This is a genomic window from Neotamlana nanhaiensis, from assembly GCF_000943555.1.
Lineage (GTDB): Bacteria > Bacteroidota > Bacteroidia > Flavobacteriales > Flavobacteriaceae > Neotamlana > Neotamlana nanhaiensis.
The window spans coordinates 23,788-44,444 of the sequence record NZ_JTDV01000001.1; the positions used below are offsets into that span (position 1 = coordinate 23,788).

Genomic DNA, 20,657 nt, shown 5'->3' on the forward strand with positions numbered 1-20,657 from the left:
AAAGCGCTTACCTAAAAGTAAACGCTAATCATCTTTTAAATCGAATTTTTTAAAATTCTAACACTAACTAATAAAATTAAAAGATAAAGGGTATTTTGGAAATTCGCCGTTACTGGCTTTTATGGCGTTAATAATTGGCATTACAAAAGCTAATACACCAATAATTATTAAGGTTAAAATACCTAAACCAAAAACTAAAATTAACGGTATACTAATAATACAATATATAATTGTGCTTAATTGAAAGTTTATTATGGCTTTACCATGAGCATCTAAACCTTCTACTTTATCCTTTTGAGTTGCCCATATAATTAACGGAACAATTAATCCGCCAAATCCGGTAAGGTATGTTAATAATTGCGCCAAATGTGTAACCATTATTAATTGATTATCTGTGCGTTTTAATGTGTAGTAGTTTGATTCCATATTTTAAAGGTATTACATTTATATGACGTATACATTTTTAAAATGTTACACCATAGATAAAAAATATTTAACTGAAGTAAAAAATTACTGTAAACGTAAAAATTGCAGTTCAACGATATTTTTTATATTCTTTTTCTTACTTATTGAATTAAATAATGCATTTTATCGTTTTTTTATACATTTTATCGTTATCATTTTATAAGTTTGTACAAACCCAAATAATATGCCTAATAAATTATTAACCTACTTTTTATTTGCTACATTATGCATTCCCAATGTAAATGCACAAGCAAATACTCAAGACAGCCGTATAAAATTATGGTTATCTTTTACAGACCCGAACGCTTATAAGCGATTAATTGGTTTAGGATACGACCAAAACACAACTCACAATTACGATAATGGATACGATGCCCGTTCGTTTAACGATAATCAAAATGAAATGTATTGGGTTATGAATAACGAAAACTTATCGATTATGGCATTACCGGAATTTAATGAAAATGAAGAGTTACCTTTAGGTGTAACCACCTATACTGCTGGAAACTTTAACTTTGAATTAAATAAAACCGAAAATTTTCCAGAAAACATACAGATCTTTTTAAAAGATAAGCAAACCAATTCAGAGTATAATTTATCGACTGAAACCGCCATAATTTGGTTAGATGAAACCGTTAATACGACACGTTTTAGTATTATTTTTCAACCCACCGAAGAAAGTAGTTTAAGCATCGATAGAACTACAGCTTTAGAAAGTATTAAAATGGTTTACCAAAAAGAAAATAAACGTTTAAGTTTAACGCATTTAGATGTTCATCAATTAAAAGCGTTTTCAATTTATAATACCGCAGGTAAAAAGGTTTTAGCCAAAAACAAAGAGATGGTTAATCCCGAAATTTCGATTAATGCTTTAAAAAATGGTATGTACTTTTTAAATATTGCGACAGATGTTGGTATAAAAAGTTTCAAATTTATTAAGCATTAATTTAATTATCCTATATTTTATTTAGTCCTTATAATTCTCCCTGAATTTGCCGTTTAATTACTCAAAAGAGCTCTAAATTTACTTCACTAAACAACAAAGTATTTTAAATACTTATTAATAACCTTGAGCTCATTTTTTAAACAAATTTTACTTTTAATTCTGTAACTAAATTGTCCAAAACGAGATTGTTAAATATCAAATAAGATTATTAACTATAATACTTATTCTAAACGGAAAAGGTATTGGTAAACAGGTGTTAAAATGATGTATTTAAATTACAATTTCAGTTTTTACAATTTTAATATGTTATTTTAATCGTTTGACTTTTTTCTAAATTTTTTACAAGATTCTAAAATGCTATTCAACGAGTAATACTTCAATTAATTAGTGTAATTTTGCAAAGCATTGTATTTTCGGCACAATAAATGTATTACAAAACGTTATTAACCCAAAAAAGTAATTATGTTACGACTATCTTTTATTTGTCTATTTCTGTTTTCAATTGTTGTAAAAGCTCAAAATACAGCCATTGGATATAACGAAAAATTGGTTTATACTGCCTCGTATAATATGTCTGGTATTTTAACCGATTTAGCTCAAGTAAACATGGAAACAAGCGCGGTAAAAACTTCGAAAGCCACATTACTTCGATTAAAATGTACGGCAACTACCTATAGCAAATGGGATAATTTTTTTAAAATTCGCGATTTATACGAAAGCTACGTAAGCCCTAAAACACTTACACCATACTTATATAATCGATCTATAAACGAGGGCGGTTATTTTAAAAAAATGAAATATACTTTTAGTCATAAAACCAACAGCGTAAAATCGGTACAAACTAAAAGTAAAAATAGAGTTGAAAACAAAACGGTTTCTATAAGCTCTGGTACCAAAGATATTATTTCGGCCATGTATAATGTACGATTATTAGATTTTTCTAATATGGCTAAAGGCACCACAAAAACCATTAAAATTATTTTTGACAGAGAAGAAATTAACGCACAAATTACTTACTTAGGAAAAGAAACTATTAGCACAGCTATTGGAGAAAAAACTTGCTATAAATTAGCTATTAGTTCAGGAAACAACAATGTACTCCAAGGTAAAAACAATAATTTATTATGGTTAACTGCCGATGCCAACAAAATACCTGTTTATGGTAAATTTAAAATTCCTGTTGGAAATGGCGAGTTAAAAATTAAATCGGCATCTGGATTAAAAAACTAAACCCTTTATGAAAAAACTACTAACCATTTTAGCCTTTATAGCCGCTATTTTTACGGTATTATTTTCTGTTTTACCAATATCTAACTTAGCCGTGTTACCAGGTATTTTAGCTCTTATTTTTGCAGGAATTGCCTATTATTTATCTAAAAAAGAAGGTGACATTAAAAAGTTACTTCCATTTACATTTTTACTCACCATTTTAGCATTAGGATTAACTACTTATAAAGCAATTTTTACTGAAACTGTTGTTGAAGACACTAAAGTTTTAGAAGAAACTGAGCTTAAATTAGAAGAAGAAGCTATTGAAGAATTGGAAGAGTTGGAGATAGAAGAATTAGAAATTGATGATAGCGAACTAGAAGCCGTTGAATTTGATGATTCGCAATTAGAATTAGAAAATTTAGAAGGTGTTAATAATAGTGAAAAGGAAGCTATAAATTCTGCCGATCTTGAAAGCTTTGATACCGAAGCCATTGAAATTGATGAAAGTGAATTAGAAGATTTAGAAATAGACTAGCCCTAAAACCATATTGGTTTTACCATAACATTAACCCTATTCGTTGGTTTTTTGTAATATATTTGTGTTTCATTAAATATTTACAATTTGAAAAAACTATCATTATTTAGCCTTATTGCATTAGTTATATTGTCTTGTAGCTCTTCGCAAAACAAGAATAAAAATAAAGCAAACAGTAATGCTTCTGTTGAAACTTATGCTCAAACCATTACAGCTGCCGAATTAAAAGATATGCTTTACACCTACGCCTCTGATGAGTTTGAGGGCAGACGTACAGGTGAACCAGGACAAAAAAAGGCCATTGACTATCTAAAAAATCATTATGTAAGTAATAACATTCCTTCCCCAATAGCCGAAGGAGATTATTTTCAAGAAATTCCAGAATCCTATTTTAATGGTAATATAAAAGCTTCTGAAAATGTTTTAGCCTATATAAAAGGTTCTGAAAAACCAGAAGAAATTATTGTTATTTCAGCGCATTTAGACCATATTGGTATTTCAAAAAATGGTGATATTAATAATGGTGCCGATGATGATGGCTCGGGAACTGTTGCCGTTTTAGAAATTGCTGAAGCCTTTAAAGAAGCAGAAAAAGCAGGTTTTGGTCCTAAACGTTCTATTTTATTTTTACACGTTACAGGAGAAGAATTAGGACTTTATGGTTCGAAATACTACGCTAATGAAGACCCTATTTTTCCTTTGGCCAATACCGTTGTAGATTTAAACATTGATATGATTGGGCGTGTAGACCCAAAGCACGAAGGTGGTGAAAACTATTTGTATTTAATCGGATCGGATAAATTAAGTACCGAATTACATAATATTTCAGAAGAAATTAATAAAAAATACTTCAACTTAGAATTCGATTATACTTATAACGACGATAACGATCCAAACCGTTTTTATTACCGTTCAGACCACTATAACTTTGCTAAAAATAACATTCCCGTTATCTTCTATTTTAATGGTACACATGTCGATTATCACAGACCAAGCGATACACCAGATAAAATAAACTATGAGTTTTTAGAAACTAGAACACGTTTAATATTTACCACAGCTTGGGAACTAGCAAATCGTGAAGAGCGCATAATTGTAGATAATAAAGATAGCTACAAACCTGTTCATGCTTTTGGACGTCGATATTAAAAGACTTAATAAGCATTATATTAAAAGACCTTGTTTTACCGAAAGCAAGGTCTTTTTATTTCTACACAGATTTAAAAAGATGTTTCACATCAACTAAAGCCAAACATCTTGACCAATAAGTCTAAAACAAAAGAAGCCCCTCCAAAAAAGGAGAGGCTTTTATTTCTGGGTGGAAGATCGGTCTCGAACCGACGACCTCCTGAACCACAATCAGGCGCTCTAACCAACTGAGCTACAACCACCATTTTAAACGCATAATTAAATGCGAGTGCAAATGTAAATGATTTACATGGTTTCTACAAATACTTTTTTTAATATTTTTTAATTGTTTTTTATCTATTTGATATCTAACAAACTATCTACAGCAATGTAGCGCTCTACCGTAAAACCTTCGGCGTACTCAACTCCTACTAATCTTCCTAAATCTCGTGCGCGATACTTTACACTATCCGTAAAATTCTGGCTCGATATTGGTGTTTCTGGCTCTTTACTATCGGCACTGTAAAACTGTGTTTTATAAGCCAATACCGATGCCATTTTAGCATCAATAAACTCCGAAATATCAACTACAAAATCAGGTTCAATATTTTTCCATTGTATGTAATGGTACACTACTTTAGGTCTGTGAGCTTGTTGGGGTTCATTACCATCATTATACGTTTCAATTTTCATCAATCCGCTTAAAAAACAAGCATCACTTACTAATTTACTTCCTTTACCATGATCAATATGCCTATCATCAATAGCATTACAAATCACAACATCTGGTTTATATTGTCTTATTTTTTCAATTATTCTAAGTTGATGTGCTTTATCATTTACAAAAAATCCATCAGCAAATTTTAAATTTTCTCTAACTGAAACTCCTAAAATATTTGCTGCATCTCTAGCTTCGTTATAACGTGTTTCTACGGTGCCTCTTGTGCCTAATTCACCTTGTGTTAAATCAATAATACCAACTTTTTTACCGTTAGCAACTTCTTTTGCTATGGTGCCCCCACTACCAAGTTCGGCATCGTCTGGGTGCGCTCCAAAAATAAGTATATCTAATTTCATCTATTCTTTTTTTAACGTCAAATATTCAATTTTAAACTAATACTGCGAATTTTTTAATCAGAAAATTATGTTAATTGATAGTTTCTATAAAAACAGTTAAAAATAATTATCGGCTATTATTTAAAAACACACAAAAGTATATATCACGAAAACGTATTCGCAAGCAGTATTATCATTTTCAAGGGCTTAAATATAGTAATTATTAAAAAATGAGTCGTGATTTTAAAGTATGACTTTAGTCATAACTCATGGCATACATCCATTGTAATTTTACAACGTAAAACAAAACAAAAACTCGTTATGTATTTAATGTTAGCCATTTTAGTAATTACAATAGCTCTTTTTATTTGGGGCAAATTTACACCAGACATTGTTGCATTAATCTCTATGATTAGTTTATACCTTACTGGTATTTTAACACCTTCTGAAACTTTAAGCGGATTTAGTAACCCAACCGTAATAATGATTGCTGCCCTCTTTATTATTGGTGAAGGCATTTCGCAAACTGGCTGGACTGCTATTGCTGGTAAAAAGTTTATAGAATGGGCCGGTAAAAGCGTACCTAAATTATTGGTTATTGTAAGTTTAGGAGCCAGTGTATTATCTGGTTTTGTTAGTAATACAGGTACCGTAGCTAGTTTAATGCCTTTAACTATTTCATCGGCTTGGAGTATTGGCACCTTACCTTCAAAAATGCTCATGCCTGTAGCCTTTGGTTCTAACACAGGTGGTTTATTAACTTTAACAGGTACACCTCCTAATATTATTGCTAGTAATGCCTTAATTGAAAATGGATTTGAAGGGTTTTCATTCTTCGAATTTGCACTTATTGGTTTGCCGCTTTTAATTATTGCTCTGGTTTATTTTAGATATATAGCTTATAAAATCTTACCCAAAAACAAAACCAATAATAAACCTGTTAATATTGAATCGACTCTGCATAATTGGATTAAAGCTTACCAAGTTAACGATGATTATTATCGTTTAAGAATTCGTTCGGTTTCACCATTAATTGGAACTAAAATTAAATCATGGAAATTCGAGAAGAATTATAATATTACATTAATCCGTTTAAAAAGAAGACATCCCAATATGCTTAAAGGTATTCCGCAGTTTGAGGAGTTTCCCGACTTAAATACCAAACTTAAGTACCATGATATTATTACCGTAAAAGGAGACACCGAATCTATAAATAAATTAATGATTGAATTTAGCCTTGGTTTATTGCCTTTAGAAGCAGAAACCGACGAGTTAAAACACAATTTAATTAACCAAGAAGTTGGTATGGCCGAAGTAATTGTAAACCCCAATTCTATTTTTGTTGGCAGAAAATACAAATTAGGCGATTATTTTAACCGTTTTGGTATTCAATTACTCGCAGCTTCTAGAAATAATAAACCGCTTTTAAATAAAGAGTTTACTGTGAAAGCTGGGGATTCATTTATTTTAAGAGGAAGCTGGGAAAACATCGAAGACCTAAAAAAACAACATGGCAATCTGGTGATTTGTGGAAGTCCTGAAGGAATGGCAAAAAATGTTGAAAGTTTAAATTATAAATCTTACATCGCTTTAGGAGCACTTTTATTAATGATTGTGTTTATGGTTTTCAAAATTATTCCTGGTTCTATTGCCGCTTTAATATCGGCAGGTATTATACTTTTAACAGGATGTATTCCTATGGCAAAAGCCTACAAAGGTATTAGTTGGATAAGCGTTATTATGATTGCCGCCATGATCCCCATGGGCATAGCCTTAGAAAAAACAGGAACGGCACAAGTAATAGCAAATGCTTTAGTAGATTATTTAGGCGCTATTCATCCTATTTTACTACTAGGTGGTGTTTTTCTACTAACAGCAACCTTTAGTCAGGTTATCAATAATTCTGCGACAGCGGTACTCATGGCTCCAATTGCCATATTAGCCGCGAACTCGTTAAATCTGTCACCAGAACCTTTTATGATTGTTGTTGCAATAAGCGCGTCAACTGCATTTTTAACACCTATAGGTACAACTACAAATGCTATGGTTATGACTTCTGGCGGATATAAATTCATGGATTATTTAAAAGTTGGAGCACCATTGCTATTAGTCTTTTTACTGGTTTCTCTAGTACTAGTACCGCTTATTTGGCCATTTTAATATTAAAACATGAAAAAATACGTCATTTTTCTATTAGCTTTTTTTACAATTAGCTGTGGCATGTCACAAACAGCTATTGAAGATAAACTCGGGTCTTGGTTTACTTATGGTGCTAATTACAAAGTTTCAAACAAAATAAGTGTTAGCAATGTGGTTCAATCTTGGCACTACGAAATCGCCGATAATTTCAACTTTTTATTTACCAGTATTGCTATAAATTATCATGTTTCGTCTAAAATAATTACATCAGTGTCTTATGGCTTTAACGATATTGATTGTGGCTTTAATAAACAAGGTACGCACACTTACGAAAACCGATTCTATGAGCAAATTAGCATGAAACAAAACATTGGGAAGCTCCCTTTTGATCTTAGACTACGTTTAGAACAGCGTATTTTAAACAAACCTGCACCAACAGACAATGCTTTTCATAACAGAACGCGTTACAGATTAGGAACAAAAATAAAGCTTAACAATACTTTTTTTATTCGATTAAATAATGAGTTTATTTGGACTATACAAACGACAAAAAATGATGGTTTTACCGAAAATAGAGCTTATGCAGCTTTAGGGATTAACATCTTAAAATCTACCAATCTGCAAGTTGGTTACTTAAATCGAAAAATTAAAGGGTTAGATTTACACAGATTGCAATTGGGGTTATTTTATAGCATAGACTTTAGAAAACAAACTGAAAAAATCTAATTAAAAGTCCATGCTAAAATTCGTGATACCTTCTGCCCTTGTCCCATACTAATTACTTTTGTTTTTGTTGCGCCTAATTTAACTAACGACGCCTTTAATCCTTTTATTAAATCCCTTTTTGATACTAAAGTTGTAAACCACATACATTGCGCTTTAAACTGACTACTTTCGTAAATATAATTGTGAAGAAATGCCTTTTCGCCACCTTTATAAATCAGTTCGTTTGGTGTACCAGAAAAGTTTCGGATGAAATTATCTTCGGAAGACTTTAATCCTTTTAATTTTCTTTCCGTTGCCGCATTAGCTTCAGCTTCATTTTTATAAAACGGCAGATTACACATGCTTAAAGCAAAAGCATCAGAAGCTTTTATAATTCCTTTTAAAATATGCTGATTATCATTTTGATGCCTTAATTCAATAGCATCAACTAAATTATTTTTTTGAATAATCGATTTAGCATTTTGTAATGATGCCACGTCAATATCGGTTGCAACAAAATTCCAATTATATTCAGCATGACCAAGTAACGGGTAAATAGACGTGGCGCCTGTACCAATATCGATAACTTTTACTGTTTTAGTGTAATTTTCATCGGTCAACAAATCATTCAAATAATGAATATAATCGACTCTACCAGGAATTGGCGGACATAAATTATCATCAGGAAAATCCCAAAACTTAATACGGTAATGTTTAAACAATAAAGCTTTGTTTAAAGCTTTTACGGCTTCAGGGTTTGCAAAATTGATGGTGTTTTGGTTTGATTTATTTAACGTAATAAAATCTTTTAAATCAGGATAAACATCACATAATGCTTCAAAATTATATCCTAATTTATGTTTGTTGTTTGTATGAAGCTTAGGTTTTACCATTACACTTTTACATTTTTCCATGTTCCCTTTTTAAACCAAATAATGGCAATTATAGCAATTAAAACTTCGGCAAAAGTAATGGCCCAAAACACACCCGAAGGCCCAAAATTCAGGGTTAATGCCATAAAATATGCAAATGGTAATTGCAATAACCAAAAACACACAAAATTAATATAAGTTGGCGTTTTAGTATCGCCAGCACCATTAAACGCATTAATAATTACCATGCCGTAACCATAAAAAATGTAACCCGAAGCTAAAACTCGTAAACACAAACTACCGTATTTTACAACCGTTTGAGTATCGTTAAATAACACTATAATTTGCGGTGCAAAAATTAAATACACTATTGAGACTAAGCCCATAAAACCAGCACAATATTTACTGGTTTTCCAAACCGATTGTTCTGCCCTTTCGGGTTTATTGGCGCCTAAATTTTGCCCAACCAAAGTAGCTGCGGCATTACTCATACCCCATGCAGGCATTAGTGTAAACATCATCACTCGAATTGCAATGGTATAACCCGCAAGCACTTCGCTGCCAAATTCGCTCATAATACGCATTAAAAATACCCAAGATGAAGTGCCAATTAAAAACTGACCAATACCACCAAGCGAAACTTTAATTAAATTAAGCATTACTCCTATTTGCAGTACCAAATCTTTTATCGCGATTTTAATTTTACTATAGCCAAAAAATAGAATAATAAGTTGAAAAACAACCGCTGTACCGCGACCAATAGTTGTTGCAATAGCTGCGCCTTCTACACCCAAAGCAGGAATTGGTCCGAACCCAAAAATAAACATCGGGTCGAGAATAATGTTTAACCCGTTAGACAAAATAAGCGTCCACATCGCCACTGAAGCATCTCCAGCACCACGAAAAATCGCATTTATTAAAAACAGCAACATTATGGTTACATTACCACCTAAAAGCACTCGAGTATATCCATAACCTTCTGCAATTAAATCGGGCTCACCACCCATTAATGCGAGTATTTCTTTGGGATAAAGAATACCGATTACACTTACTAAAATGGAAATAAAGACACCTAAAAATATTACTTGAACCGCTGCGTTTGATGCCGATTTTAAATCCTTTTCGCCTACACGACGCGCCACAATAGCCGTTGCAGCCATACTTAAACCAATGGCTAGAGCGTACACTAAGGTAATTACAGATTCGGTTAAACCTATGGTTGCCACAGCATTTACGCTTACTTTCGATACAAACATAATATCGACTAAAGCAAAAATAGATTCCATGAGCATTTCTAAAATCATGGGAATAGACAGCATAAAAACGGCTTTACGAATACTACCCGATGTAAACTCTTGCTCCTTGCCTGTTACCGCAATTTTAAAATAATTGAATAGTTTTTTTATTGAAATGGATTGTGATTGCATAATGTAATTGAAGTTTAAAATAATCAATGGAGACTAACCAAATATTATCAACCACTAAATAGGTTGCTTTAGAAAGTCTCATTAAAACATTCAAAAAAAATGAATGTTGAATCGCTATGGAAGTGCTGTTATACAATCATAATAGCAAATATTGCTAATTTTTATAAATCTACAAAATAGATTTTAGGGTGTTACTTGCAATTGCTTTATATTCGTTAAAAAAACAACAATGCTAAAAGCAGTAATTTTCGATATGGATGGGGTTATTATTGATAGCGAACCTCTACATTACAAAGCCTATCACCGCATGTTTAAGGATGTTGACATTAACGTGTCTAGCGAACTTTACGAATCGTTTACAGGGCAATCTACACTTAATGTTTGTAAACGTCTTTGTGATACTTTTAATTTAAAAGAAGCTCCTGAAACCTTGGTAAAAATAAAGCGTAAACACCATAAACACATATTTGAAAATGACGACGATTTACAGCTTATTCCTGGTGTTTTAGAAGCCATAAAAGATTATCATGCAAACGGATTAAAACTGGTTTTAGCCTCTTCGGCTTCTATGGTAAGTATCGAACTTATTTTTAAACGCTTTGAATTAGACCAATATTTCTCAGCAAAATTTAGTGGTGCCGATTTAAAACAAAGTAAACCACATCCCGAAATTTTTATAAAAGCCGCCCAATCTACCGGGTTTAATAATGAAGAATGTGTGGTTATTGAAGATTCTACCAACGGTATTAAAGCCGCAAATGCTGCTGGTATTTTTTGTGTAGGTTACGACAGTTTACACTCTACAAACCAAGATTATAGCACTGCGAACTTCGTTGTAAATAGTTTTGATGACATTTCTTTTGAAAAGTTGCGTGAAGTTTTAGGGTGATTGATTTTTTTAATTAAAATTAATTGTAAGATTACAAATGGCCGAATTTTGGGAATCCGCTTTTAAAAGTAACGCTAAAATGTGGGGAGAAACCCCTACAGATAACGCTTTGTATGTACTTGGCATTCTTGAAAAATACCATGTAAAAAACCTTTTAATTCCTGGTTTTGGTTATGGCAGAAATGCTAAAGTATTTTACGATAATGGCATTAATGTTACAGGAATGGAAATCTCAAAAACCGCCATACAAAGAGCGCGTCTTTATTTTAATAATACAACAACTATTCATCACGGTTCGGTTAATAATATGCCTTTTGATGATGCCGTTTACGATGCGGTGTATTGCTATTCGCTTATTCATCTTTTAAACATCACTGAAAGACAAAAATTAATAAAAGATTGCTACAATCAATTAAAACCCAATGGGATTATGATTTTTGTAGCTTTATCTGTAAACGATAAACGTTTTGGTGTTGGTGATCAAATTAGTAAAAACACTTTTTATTCGCCAAACGGCTTAAATCTTTATTTTTATAACAAAGCTTCAATAAATGAAGAGTTTGGTGATTATAACTTACAAATAGTAAAAGAAATTAACGAACCAGAAGAAAGCCCAAACGAAAGGCATTGGATGATTATTTGTAAAAAATAACTCGGTTTAATTAATTTGTTTTATCTCAAAATACACGTTACTTTTTATTTAGTTTTAACAGCTTATTTTGTTCTTCCATTAAAGTGGTAAGTTTCGATAATAGTTCAATATCTTTTGGTGTTGCCACAGTGTCATCGGTAGCGTCTTGTGCCTTATTTCTTAGTTTATTTAAAAACTTCACAATTACAAAAACGGTAAATCCAATAATTAAAAAATCGACAACAGCTTCACCTAAAGCCCCGTAACCAATAGCTACTTCATCGGTTTTTATTGTACCATCTGCATTGGTAATAGGATCTTTTAAAATAATACGCTTATCGTTAAAGTTTACACCATCAGTCAATAGCGATAATGGCGGTAAAAACACTTGTTTAACTAAAACATCGACCACTTTATTAAATGCAGCGCCAATAATAATACCTATGGCCATATCCATCATATTTCCCTTTACAGCAAATTCTTTAAACTCTTTAAATAGTTTCATAGATTAAGTTTTAATTATTTATAACAAATTTAAAAACCACAATTTAATTATCTGTTAAAAAAACGATAATTTAAATTATCTGAATATTAACGTATATTTTTGAATATCTGATAAAAAAAGTATATTTTTGAAAAACCTTTTTGAAGGAGATGAAAATTGAAAACCGTTTCACTTAACAAAAAACGTTTATTAAGATGCTGAAACAAATTCAGTATAACATTACAAAGTAATGAGATAAACTAAAACATTCAAAATGATAGCTATACTAACAGGAGATATTATTAATTCGAGAGAAACCGAACCTAAAGTTTGGTTAAACTCGTTGAAAGACGCTTTGAATTATTTTGGAAACACTCCTAAAACTTGGGAAATTTTTAGAGGGGATAGTTTTCAATTGGAAGTTAAACCTGAAGATGCTCTTTTTGCCTCAATACTTTTAAAATCGACTATAAAACAATACAAAAATATAGATGTTCGATTAGCTATTGGTTTAGGTGAAAAAACTTTTGAAACCGATAATATAACCGAATCGAACGGAGCAGCTTTTATTAATTCGGGAGAGTGCTTTGAAAGTTTAAAGAAAAATACATTGGCTATAAAATCGAGTTTTGATGATTTCGACTTAACTTTAAACCTAATGTTTGAGTTGGCTCAATTAACCATAAATAATTGGACCACCATTTCGTCAACCATTATAAAAACCACTTTATTAAATCCTGATTTAAACCAAAACCAATTGGCTAAATTATTGAGTAAATCGCAAAGTAATATTAGTGAAGGATTAAAACGTGGTGGTTTTGATGAAATATTAAAACTCATGCATTTTTACAAACAAAAAATATCGACTTTATGATTGCTTTAGCCATTAAACTCATTTTAGCACATTTTGTGGGCGACTTTTTACTACAACCACAAAAATGGGTAACACATAAGGAAACTTATAAGCACAAATCGAAATTTTTATACTTCCATATTTTAGTGCATTTAGTGGCTTTAATTGTAGTGTTGCAGTTTAATTTTAGTTACTGGCTTGGTATTTTAATAATACTAATAAGTCATTATATTTTTGATGTTATTAAATTGAATTTAAAACCCAAAATGAATCCTAGAATTTTATTTGGGTTAGATCAATTAGCACATGTTATCGTTATCGCTTTAGTGGTTAAGATTTATGAGAACTACCAATTAAATTTTGACTCATTTTACACCCCAAAAGTTCTACTTTTTATCACAAGCATCGTTGGTATTACCTATGTTTCGGCCATACTAATGAAAACGATCATCTCGAAATGGGATTTAAGCGAATACACCGAAAAAGCCTCTTTAGAAAAAGCTGGCGCCTACATTGGCATGCTGGAACGCTTATTTGTGTTTGCTTTTATAATTACAAACCACTGGGAAGGAATTGGTTTTTTAATAGCTGCAAAATCGGTATTTAGATTTAGTGATTTATCGAAGGCTACCGACAGAAAACTTACCGAGTATATTTTAATAGGAACATTACTCAGCTTTGGTTTAGCTATGGCTTTTGGAATAACCTATAACTATGTAATTGAGTTGCTTTAACATGAACTCCACATAAAATTACTTTTAATTTACTCCAATTAATAACGAAAAAACTATTGAAAAAAGTTACCTTTTAGAGTTTTGAAGTAAAACCACACTTCGACTGCGCTCAGTGTAACAAACACTTATTCTATAAAACTTTCAGTTATCTTTTTAAGCGAGCTACCTATTAGAATATTTTTACAAGTCTCTTAAAAGCTTCAAGTTTCGACTTTGGCACCATAACATAATCGCAAAAATTAATGTTATCGTGTATTTCTATTTTAGATAAGGCTTTAAAACCTATCAATTCATCATTTTCTTTTAATATTCTAAAAATGGTGTAATTAAGCGTTTTTAGTAATTGTTCTACATTTTTCTGACGCTCAATTCTAAAAGTATTGTCTTTGTTGTAAGTTGGTAAAATTTCAATAATTATTATAGGCCTATCAGAAATTAAACTGCTTTTAAAACTTTCTAAAACTTCAAGTTCGCCACCTTCTACATCTATTTTTAAAATCGAAATCGCTTCGAAATCTTCTTTTTCTCTAACAGTATCCCAAGTAGCGAGCGGAATATTTATCTGTTGACTAATTTGATCGTCACTTCTAAATCCATTAACAATTGATGCCGAAGGATCTGTTTTACTACTATTTGTAAAATATAAAACACCATTTTCAGTTTTATTCGAAATACCTAACTGAAAAATTTTGGCATTATGAAAGTGATTTAAATCGAGTAAATTTTCAAGGTAATTATAACAAACTGGATTAGGTTCGAAACCAATATATTTAATGTCCGACGATATGCTTTTAACCTTTAATAAGGTCTGTCCTATATTAACACCTACATCAACAAAACTATTGGTTATAAAAGGCGAAATGGTTTTAAGCAAACTAAGCATCCAAGGCTCAAAAGCACTCAAATATGATTGCCCAATATTGTTGTAAATAGGAACCTTAAAACGGTTATTGTTTATCGTAATTTCCTTCTTAAAGTTTAAATACTTAAAAACTTTTAACTTATTTAAAACTCTAAGAAGATTAGCATTCATATTTATTTTTTATAATATTTCGCATAACCACGGTATGCAAAAAAACCAAGAATAGCTATTAAAGCACAGGCGATACCAATAAATTTTAAACTAATAATTTGGTCGCCACTGGCATAACTGTGTAATCCTGCTAAATAAAAGTTTACTCCAAAATAAGTCATCATAATACTAGCAAAACCAACAATTGACAATAAATTAAATATAAAACGCCCTCGTAAACCTGGAACCAAACGCATGTGAATTATAAAAGCATAAACCATAATACTAATAAGCGCCCAAGTTTCTTTAGGGTCCCAACCCCAATAACGTCCCCAACTTTCGTTAGCCCACATACCTCCTAAAAAGTTTCCAATGGTAAGCATAACTAAACCTACTGTTAACGCCATTTCGTTAATTATAGTAAGTTCTTTTATGTTAAAGTCCATTTTAGTCTTATTATTCTTGTTGGTAAATGCCATAAGAAATAAGTCTACAATTCCTAAAATCATGGCTAATGTAAAAGGTCCATAACTACCTACAATTACCGCCACGTGTATCATTAACCAATAACTGTTTAAAACGGGTTGTAGGTTTGCAATTGCAGGATCCATCCAATTCCAATGCGCAATCATTAAAATCATAGACGTTACAAATGCTGTTGAAGCTAGAGTTAAGTCACTTTTTCTTCCAAAAATTAATCCGAATAACATGGTTGCCCAAGCCACATAAATCATAGACTCGTAAGCATCACTCCACGGTGCATGACCTGAAATATACCAACGCGCAATTAAACCTGCCGTATGTAAAACAAAAAGCGCAATGATGATAAACTTAAATACGTTAACTGCAATTTTTAATCCTTTGCTTTTATCTTTAAATATCTGAATTATTAATAACACAAACATCAAAGTTCCGGCGTACATGTACCAACTATACAGCTTCTTAAAAATGTCGTATTTATTGTAAAGTATTTCGGTTTTTATCTTTTTATCGCTCAACATTACAGTACCACCATACTTTTGTTGTGTTTTTTTAATAGACTCTACTATTTTTGAAGCTTTAGAAAAATCTCCAGATTGTTTCGCTTGGTTAAGGGTATATAAATACACTTCAAAACCATTTTTAACAAAATTTGAATACAGAGAATCTTGAATATCAACAGCTCCTAATTTGTATTCGTAAGTAGAAATCCATTTATTATTTTCATCTTCGGGAATAGGAAATAATTTTAACGATGATCCCTGAATGGTGTTGTAAAGCAAGGTCACGCGTTCATCTGTTTCTTTTATTTTTTTTTGATATCCGTTAGGAACAGCTGCTCCATAAGCTTCTTCTAAATACGGGCTCAACTTATACGATCCATCTTCGTTTATAAAATCGTTTAAGGCGAAAAGTTTTCCTGTTTTTGGTAAGCCTACAATGGTTCGTAACGAATCGGTTTCCATTGGGCGCAAATAAATAATAGGTACATTGTACCAAAACATTGGACTTTCTTGAATAGACAAAAATACTTGATTCGCATCTAAATCCTCATAAGTATCGCTTTTGCTTAATTTTCTAAGCAATTCTGATGCATATGTATTCACCGGCATCATACGTCCGCTTAAATCTTGAATAACAAGATGTCCAAATTCATCGGCATGCGACTTTGGTGCTACATTAGCTTTTAATAAGGAATCAATTTGTGATTTTTGAGCCTTTGTTGGTTGCTCGTGATTATGCCCATCGTTTGCAGTGTGCTCTTGAGCAAAACCATGTTGCATTGCCAAAAGTAAAATTACAACAGATAACGCTTTAGCTTTTTTAGCTTTTAAATTCCTTAACTGCTTTCTTAAATCGCCAAAACGCGATCGACGTGTAAATAAAATGGCAAGCAAGCCAAGATATAACATACCGTAGCCAAAATAAGTAACCGTTGTACCCCAAAAATCGTGATTTACAGAAAGAATGGTGCCGTGTTCGTCAGGATCGAAACCTGATTGAAAAAAACGATACCCTTTATAGTCTAAAATATTATTCATAAATATTTTATAATCGAAACTTTCAGCTTCATCATCAATAACTGTCACTTCGCTTGAATATGCCGAATAGCGTTGCTCTGTTCCCGGGTATTTTTCAGCTTCAAAATCGTTTAGTTTCACCGAAAATGGCAATTCCAATATTTTAGAACCGTATTTTAATGCGAATTCCAATCCGCCAACTTCAATTTGTTCGTAATTACTATTTGTTCCCATGCCGCCAATAAGTCCCACTTTTTTAGTTTCGCCATTGGCCGTAACTTTTAATACCACGCCATCTTCGTCGTTTTTTAACAACTGAGATTTTTTAACCACGTCGAAAACGCCTGTAACCACAGGTTTTGGAAACACCAATTGCATACCAGCCACAACATAACGCGAACGTAATTTTAGCGGTTGGACACTATCTTTTATCAATAAACCTTGAGCTCTGGTTGCCATTGTCATATATTCACCTTCAAACGGCGAATTTATAGTTAGCGAATCACCTTGATAAGTAATATTTATAGCACCTGGAGTCGGTTTGTTTAAAGCAAAAAGGATGTTGTGAATACTAGACACCTGCCCTACTTTAAGAAAATGGTTATGTGGCCCGCTTTGTCCGGCTTCAACTAATTTTAAATACGATTCGCCGTTATCATCTGGAACAATATCTTTTTCTGCCGAGGTGATAAACTTTTCTAGCTCGATAGTTACGGGTTGTGTATCGTATTTCGTTTCAATTTTAAAGGAATTGTTTAAGCGATCTGAAAAATCTACTTTATCCTCTACTGTTAAACGTTGACGTACACCATCAATCTCATAATTTCCATCGATAAAAGCTGAAATATATGTTTCTCTTGATAAAAAGGTGTTTTCGGTAGCGCCTTCACGAATTGCCATCATACCTTCAAAGCCTGTATAACGTGTAATAAAAGCACCTAAAAGAATGAAAATAAAGGCAATATGAAGTATAAAAGTTGCCCAATTTTCTTTTTTAAGCAGATTGTAACGTTTTATGTTTCCTATAAAATTAATAAGAAAAACAGCCATAATGGCCTCGAACCACCAAGTGTTATAAATTAAATTTCTGGTGTATGGTGTTGGCGATGTTTCTTGTCCGGCATCTAAAAAAGTACCCGTTGCCATAGCGGCAGCAAAAACAATAAATAAAACGGAGGTAAGTCTGGTTGAAAAGAGAATTCTAGCTAGTCTATTTTGCATAATTTCACCCTTTTTTTAAAGGTTTTGCAAATTTAACTATTTATGTTTATTTAAGGATGTTAAAATTAACTTAATGACGGTTAGTTTCTAGTTTCTAGTTAAAATTAAATTCCAATAAGAAAAAACCAAATTCCAATAACATAAAGTTCTATTTAATTCTGAATACTGCAACTGTAAACTGAGACTTAAATCGAAATTCCAAATTTTTAAAAAAACCAAATTCCAAAACAATAAAGTTTAATTTTAAACTGAATACTGAAACTGCCTACTGAGACTGTAAACTGCGACTGCCCACTAAACTACTCCCTCCTTGCCTCAAATATTTTTAGATACAAGAAGGTACTCATTTTACGTGCTCGATTCTTTGCAATTTCAGCGTACTGTCCTTCAAATAAATCGTTAACGGTTTCAATCCATAAATTTAGCCATAAACCAAAATGTTCTTGCGTCGTTAAATTGTTATGTTCAGCATCAACCTTTAAGTGGGTTTTCAAAGGGTTACCGTAGTATTTCGTTTTTAAAAACAAGCTCGATTCCCAAAAGGTAGTTAAATTATCTAAATGTTCGTCCCAATTTTTAATACCTTCAAAGAATGGTTTTAAAACAGCATCTTTTCTAATTTTTTTATAAAACGATGATACCAATAAATGAACATCGGCTCTAGTTTGTAAATCGGCATTTTTCATATAAAACAAAGATACAGGTTTGAGCAACTTATTGATCATTTATTTTTATTTTTGCGCTATGATTTCAGTAGTAATTTTAGGTGCAGGAAATGTTGCAACACATTTATTTAAAGCTTTAATAAAAAGCAATAAAGTTTCTGTAAAACAATGGTATAACAGAAATTTAAAATCGATTTCAACGTTTAAAAAAGACGTAGAAATTACAGATAATTTAAACCAACTTGTTGAAGCTGATGTTTACATTCTTGCTGTAAGTGATGATGCCATTGCAGAGTTATCGACGCAATTGCCTTTCGAGAATCGCTTGGTAGTGCATACATCAGGAAGTGTTAATATTCACGATTTAGATAAAAAACACAAGCGTGGTGTATTTTACCCTTTACAGAGTTTTAGTAAATCGGCTAAAATAGATTTTACTAATGTCCCGATTTGTATTGAAACTATTGAAAAACCATACTATCACACTCTAAAGGCCATCGCGGTTAGTTTGGGAAGTCCTACAAAAAAAGTTAACAGTAATCAGCGTGGTGTTTTGCATTTAGCAGCTGTTTTTGTTAATAATTTCACCAATCAATTATACCGTGTCGCTCACGAAATTACCGAAAGTGAAGGTGCCGAATTCGATTTACTAAAACCGTTAATTTTAGAAACGGCATTAAAAGTACAAGACCACTCACCTTACATGGCTCAAACAGGTCCGGCGAAACGAAACGATAAAAAAACCATTAAAAATCATTTAAAACTATTAAATAACGAGCATCATGAAGCTATTTATAAGCTTTTAACAGACTCGATACAACATACACATGGAGGAAAAAAGCTATAAAGAATATTTAGAACAAATCACCACATTTATATTTGATGTTGATGGTGTTTTAACAAACGGAATGGTACTCGTTACCGCCGATGGTGATTTGCTTAGAAGTATGAATGTGAAAGACGGCTACGCTATTAAAACAGCTTTAAACCAAGGATTTAACTTTTGCATTATCACTGGAGGCACCAACCAAGGTGTAAAAAAAAGACTTTCGGAATTAGGTATAACTGATATTTACCTAAACGCCCACAACAAAATTGATCAACTAAATGATTACCTAAAAAAAAATAATATTAAAGCAGAAAATGTTTTGTATATGGGTGATGACATGCCAGATATTCCTGTAATGCAGGTAGTTGGTTTACCTTGTTGCCCGCAAGATGCAGTTCCTGAAGTTAAAAGTGTATCAAAATACATTTCGCATAAAAAAGGCGGCAAAGGTGCAGCCAGAGATGTTATAGAACAGGTTTTAAAAGTACAAGGTAAATGGGCTGGAAATTTTTCGGCTAAAAATGATTAATATGTCGTGAAAAAAACAAGCAGAAGACACGGTAATGGATTTGGGTATGTTGGTTTTGGCAACTCAGCTAATGTATTTAATCAAAGTTCTAGAAAGGCTTTTTCTAGTTTAAAAGAAAAGCTTAATAATGAAACACATTTACATTTTGAACTCGATTTTCTGCACAAAAAACTCACCAAGGAAGAAAAAGAACGTATAAAAAATAACATTAGAGCATCTGAGAAACGTAAAAACATAAAAGCCTTAATTTTAGGGGGTATTCTTTTGATTATATTTTTACTGCTTTTAAAACTTCTCATTACAAATATCATGCATAAAATATAAC

The 20,657-nt window shown here is 32.0% G+C and carries 21 protein-coding genes and 1 tRNA gene; 13 read left to right on the plus strand and 9 right to left on the minus strand.

The features are described 5' to 3' along the window. Positions 1-63: 63 nt before the first annotated feature. Positions 64-426, minus strand: a complete 363-nt coding sequence (locus tag PK35_RS00095; protein ID WP_044624649.1) for a DUF4870 domain-containing protein — start codon at positions 424-426, stop codon at positions 64-66. Positions 427-649: 223 nt separating this feature from the next. Between PK35_RS00095 and PK35_RS00100 the strand changes: the two genes are divergently transcribed. The 4 genes from PK35_RS00100 to PK35_RS00115 all read left to right on the plus strand — a co-directional run bounded on the left by PK35_RS00100 (position 650) and on the right by PK35_RS00115 (position 4,307). After that, positions 650-1,411 (plus strand): T9SS type A sorting domain-containing protein, encoded by a 762-nt coding sequence (locus PK35_RS00100; RefSeq protein ID WP_044624650.1) that lies wholly within the window; start codon positions 650-652, stop codon positions 1,409-1,411. Between the two features lie 462 nt (positions 1,412-1,873). After that, positions 1,874-2,641 (plus strand): DUF3108 domain-containing protein, encoded by a 768-nt coding sequence (locus tag PK35_RS00105; protein WP_044624651.1) that lies wholly within the window; start codon positions 1,874-1,876, stop codon positions 2,639-2,641. A 7-nt stretch (positions 2,642-2,648) separates the two neighbouring features. After that, a complete protein-coding gene (locus PK35_RS00110) occupies positions 2,649-3,158 on the plus strand; it encodes a hypothetical protein (protein ID WP_202903796.1) in 510 nt (169 codons plus the stop codon). A gap of 87 nt (positions 3,159-3,245) precedes the next feature. Next, positions 3,246-4,307 (plus strand): M28 family metallopeptidase, encoded by a 1,062-nt coding sequence (locus tag PK35_RS00115; protein ID WP_044624652.1) that lies wholly within the window; start codon positions 3,246-3,248, stop codon positions 4,305-4,307. Between the two features lie 167 nt (positions 4,308-4,474). Here PK35_RS00115 and PK35_RS00120 read toward each other — a convergent pair. Both PK35_RS00120 and bshB1 read right to left on the minus strand, forming a co-directional pair. After that, positions 4,475-4,550 (minus strand) — tRNA-His (locus PK35_RS00120). Positions 4,551-4,643: 93 nt separating this feature from the next. Beyond that, entirely contained in the window at positions 4,644-5,363 is a 720-nt protein-coding gene (bshB1, locus tag PK35_RS00125; protein ID WP_044624653.1) for a bacillithiol biosynthesis deacetylase BshB1, read from the minus strand. Positions 5,364-5,579: 216 nt separating this feature from the next. Between bshB1 and PK35_RS00130 the strand changes: the two genes are divergently transcribed. Next, positions 5,580-7,502, plus strand: coding sequence for an SLC13 family permease (locus tag PK35_RS00130; RefSeq protein WP_238320840.1), 1,923 nt, complete (start codon positions 5,580-5,582; stop codon positions 7,500-7,502). Between the two features lie 9 nt (positions 7,503-7,511). After that, entirely contained in the window at positions 7,512-8,207 is a 696-nt protein-coding gene (locus PK35_RS00135; RefSeq protein ID WP_082048474.1) for a DUF2490 domain-containing protein, read from the plus strand. Here the strand turns inward: PK35_RS00135 and rlmF are convergent. Together rlmF and PK35_RS00145 are read right to left on the minus strand one after the other, a co-directional pair. Beyond that, positions 8,204-9,100 (minus strand): 23S rRNA (adenine(1618)-N(6))-methyltransferase RlmF, encoded by an 897-nt coding sequence (gene rlmF, locus PK35_RS00140; protein ID WP_238320841.1) that lies wholly within the window; start codon positions 9,098-9,100, stop codon positions 8,204-8,206. The genes PK35_RS00135 and rlmF overlap by 4 nt on opposite strands. Beyond that, a complete protein-coding gene (locus PK35_RS00145) occupies positions 9,079-10,485 on the minus strand; it encodes an MATE family efflux transporter (protein ID WP_044624656.1) in 1,407 nt (468 codons plus the stop codon). Before PK35_RS00145 ends, rlmF begins: the two co-directional genes overlap by 22 nt. Positions 10,486-10,714: 229 nt before the next feature. On the opposite strand from PK35_RS00145, the gene PK35_RS00150 reads away from it, so the two are divergent. Then, a complete protein-coding gene (locus tag PK35_RS00150) occupies positions 10,715-11,374 on the plus strand; it encodes an HAD family hydrolase (RefSeq protein ID WP_044624657.1) in 660 nt (219 codons plus the stop codon). Positions 11,375-11,411: 37 nt separating this feature from the next. Next, positions 11,412-12,026 carry a class I SAM-dependent methyltransferase gene (locus tag PK35_RS00155; RefSeq protein ID WP_044624658.1) on the plus strand — a complete coding sequence of 205 codons (615 nt, stop codon included), beginning with the start codon at positions 11,412-11,414 and terminating at the stop codon, positions 12,024-12,026. A 37-nt stretch (positions 12,027-12,063) separates the two neighbouring features. Here PK35_RS00155 and mscL read toward each other — a convergent pair whose 3' ends face one another. Then, the gene (gene mscL / locus PK35_RS00160; protein ID WP_044624659.1) at positions 12,064-12,510 is read right to left on the minus strand and encodes a large conductance mechanosensitive channel protein MscL; all 447 of its coding nucleotides are present in this window, start codon (positions 12,508-12,510) and stop codon (positions 12,064-12,066) included. A gap of 253 nt (positions 12,511-12,763) precedes the next feature. On the opposite strand from mscL, the gene PK35_RS00165 reads away from it, so the two are divergent. Together PK35_RS00165 and PK35_RS00170 are read left to right on the plus strand one after the other, a co-directional pair. After that, positions 12,764-13,363 carry a SatD family protein gene (locus PK35_RS00165; RefSeq protein ID WP_044624660.1) on the plus strand — a complete coding sequence of 200 codons (600 nt, stop codon included), beginning with the start codon at positions 12,764-12,766 and terminating at the stop codon, positions 13,361-13,363. Then, a complete protein-coding gene (locus PK35_RS00170) occupies positions 13,360-14,076 on the plus strand; it encodes a DUF3307 domain-containing protein (protein WP_044624661.1) in 717 nt (238 codons plus the stop codon). Before PK35_RS00165 ends, PK35_RS00170 begins: the two co-directional genes overlap by 4 nt. A 169-nt stretch (positions 14,077-14,245) precedes the next feature. Here the strand turns inward: PK35_RS00170 and PK35_RS00175 are convergent, their stop codons facing one another. From PK35_RS00175 to PK35_RS00185, 3 genes are all read right to left on the minus strand, one after another. Then, a complete protein-coding gene (locus tag PK35_RS00175; protein WP_044624662.1) occupies positions 14,246-15,109 on the minus strand; it encodes an FkbM family methyltransferase in 864 nt (287 codons plus the stop codon). A gap of 2 nt (positions 15,110-15,111) precedes the next feature. Next, positions 15,112-18,309, minus strand: coding sequence for a cytochrome c biogenesis protein CcsA (locus PK35_RS00180; RefSeq protein ID WP_044624663.1), 3,198 nt, complete (start codon positions 18,307-18,309; stop codon positions 15,112-15,114). Positions 18,310-18,608: 299 nt separating this feature from the next. Then, a complete protein-coding gene (locus tag PK35_RS00185) occupies positions 18,609-18,995 on the minus strand; it encodes a group III truncated hemoglobin (protein ID WP_044624664.1) in 387 nt (128 codons plus the stop codon). 58 nt (positions 18,996-19,053) lie between these two features. Between PK35_RS00185 and PK35_RS00190 the strand changes: the two genes are divergently transcribed. Genes PK35_RS00190 through PK35_RS00200 form a run of 3 tightly spaced genes read left to right on the plus strand, consistent with a single transcriptional unit; the run spans position 19,054 to position 20,656 of the window. Continuing rightward, positions 19,054-19,821, plus strand: coding sequence for a Rossmann-like and DUF2520 domain-containing protein (locus PK35_RS00190; protein ID WP_044624665.1), 768 nt, complete (start codon positions 19,054-19,056; stop codon positions 19,819-19,821). Next, positions 19,802-20,332, plus strand: coding sequence for a KdsC family phosphatase (locus tag PK35_RS00195; protein WP_044624666.1), 531 nt, complete (start codon positions 19,802-19,804; stop codon positions 20,330-20,332). Before PK35_RS00190 ends, PK35_RS00195 begins: the two co-directional genes overlap by 20 nt. 6 nt (positions 20,333-20,338) lie before the next feature. After that, positions 20,339-20,656: a hypothetical protein gene (locus PK35_RS00200; protein ID WP_044624667.1), complete on the plus strand. Its 318-nt coding sequence runs from the start codon at positions 20,339-20,341 to the stop codon at positions 20,654-20,656. Position 20,657 lies beyond the last annotated feature (1 nt).

Bases quoted from the DNA above. Each gene is read 5' to 3' on its own strand.
- PK35_RS00095 (WP_044624649.1), bottom strand. From the start codon at position 426: ATGGAATCAAACTACTACACATTAAAACGCACAGATAATCAATTAATA.
- PK35_RS00100 (WP_044624650.1), top strand. From the start codon at position 650: ATGCCTAATAAATTATTAACCTACTTTTTATTTGCTACATTATGCATT.
- PK35_RS00105 (WP_044624651.1), top strand. From the start codon at position 1,874: ATGTTACGACTATCTTTTATTTGTCTATTTCTGTTTTCAATTGTTGTA.
- PK35_RS00110 (WP_202903796.1), top strand. From the start codon at position 2,649: ATGAAAAAACTACTAACCATTTTAGCCTTTATAGCCGCTATTTTTACG.
- bshB1 (WP_044624653.1), bottom strand. From the start codon at position 5,363: ATGAAATTAGATATACTTATTTTTGGAGCGCACCCAGACGATGCCGAA.
- PK35_RS00135 (WP_082048474.1), top strand. From the start codon at position 7,512: ATGAAAAAATACGTCATTTTTCTATTAGCTTTTTTTACAATTAGCTGT.
- rlmF (WP_238320841.1), bottom strand. From the start codon at position 9,100: ATGGAAAAATGTAAAAGTGTAATGGTAAAACCTAAGCTTCATACAAAC.
- PK35_RS00145 (WP_044624656.1), bottom strand. From the start codon at position 10,485: ATGCAATCACAATCCATTTCAATAAAAAAACTATTCAATTATTTTAAA.
- PK35_RS00150 (WP_044624657.1), top strand. From the start codon at position 10,715: ATGCTAAAAGCAGTAATTTTCGATATGGATGGGGTTATTATTGATAGC.
- PK35_RS00155 (WP_044624658.1), top strand. From the start codon at position 11,412: ATGGCCGAATTTTGGGAATCCGCTTTTAAAAGTAACGCTAAAATGTGG.
- mscL (WP_044624659.1), bottom strand. From the start codon at position 12,510: ATGAAACTATTTAAAGAGTTTAAAGAATTTGCTGTAAAGGGAAATATG.
- PK35_RS00165 (WP_044624660.1), top strand. From the start codon at position 12,764: ATGATAGCTATACTAACAGGAGATATTATTAATTCGAGAGAAACCGAA.
- PK35_RS00170 (WP_044624661.1), top strand. From the start codon at position 13,360: ATGATTGCTTTAGCCATTAAACTCATTTTAGCACATTTTGTGGGCGAC.
- PK35_RS00175 (WP_044624662.1), bottom strand. From the start codon at position 15,109: ATGAATGCTAATCTTCTTAGAGTTTTAAATAAGTTAAAAGTTTTTAAG.
- PK35_RS00180 (WP_044624663.1), bottom strand. From the start codon at position 18,309: ATGCAAAATAGACTAGCTAGAATTCTCTTTTCAACCAGACTTACCTCC.
- PK35_RS00185 (WP_044624664.1), bottom strand. From the start codon at position 18,995: ATGAAAAATGCCGATTTACAAACTAGAGCCGATGTTCATTTATTGGTA.
- PK35_RS00190 (WP_044624665.1), top strand. From the start codon at position 19,054: ATGATTTCAGTAGTAATTTTAGGTGCAGGAAATGTTGCAACACATTTA.
- PK35_RS00195 (WP_044624666.1), top strand. From the start codon at position 19,802: ATGGAGGAAAAAAGCTATAAAGAATATTTAGAACAAATCACCACATTT.